Annotated in this window: 1 protein-coding gene; it reads right to left on the bottom strand. The window is 57.4% G+C overall.

Going from position 1 to position 270, the window contains the following annotated elements:
* A partial coding sequence (locus tag E0702_RS17500; protein WP_165927621.1) for a TonB-dependent receptor plug domain-containing protein occupies positions 1 to 270 on the bottom strand: 270 nt, incomplete at both ends.

The following is a 270-nucleotide window of genomic DNA, read 5'->3' as shown; positions in this document are numbered from 1 at the left end:
ACGTTTGGACACGTAGTTCAGAATACCACCGGGATTAGAACCCCCATATAAGGCCGAGGATGGTCCGCGCAGCACCGCGATGCGCTCCAGCGTATAGGGGTCGATAAAGAAAGATCCGAACGCAAACGCGAGGTTCTGGGCATTGTCGAGGTAAACTCCGGTCTGGTCGGCCTGAAAGCCGCGCACGCGAATCCAGTCGTAGTCCTGATCGTTGCCGAAAACCTCTGTGGTGACGCCTGCGGTGTAACGCAGGGCTTCGCTGACTTGCGA

The organism is Halomonas marinisediminis (assembly GCF_004347715.1).
In the GTDB taxonomy this organism is placed as follows: Bacteria; Pseudomonadota; Gammaproteobacteria; order Pseudomonadales; family Halomonadaceae; genus Halomonas; species Halomonas icarae.
The sequence above is the reverse complement of the archived record's forward strand: the minus strand, read 5'-3'. Positions and strand labels throughout refer to the sequence as shown.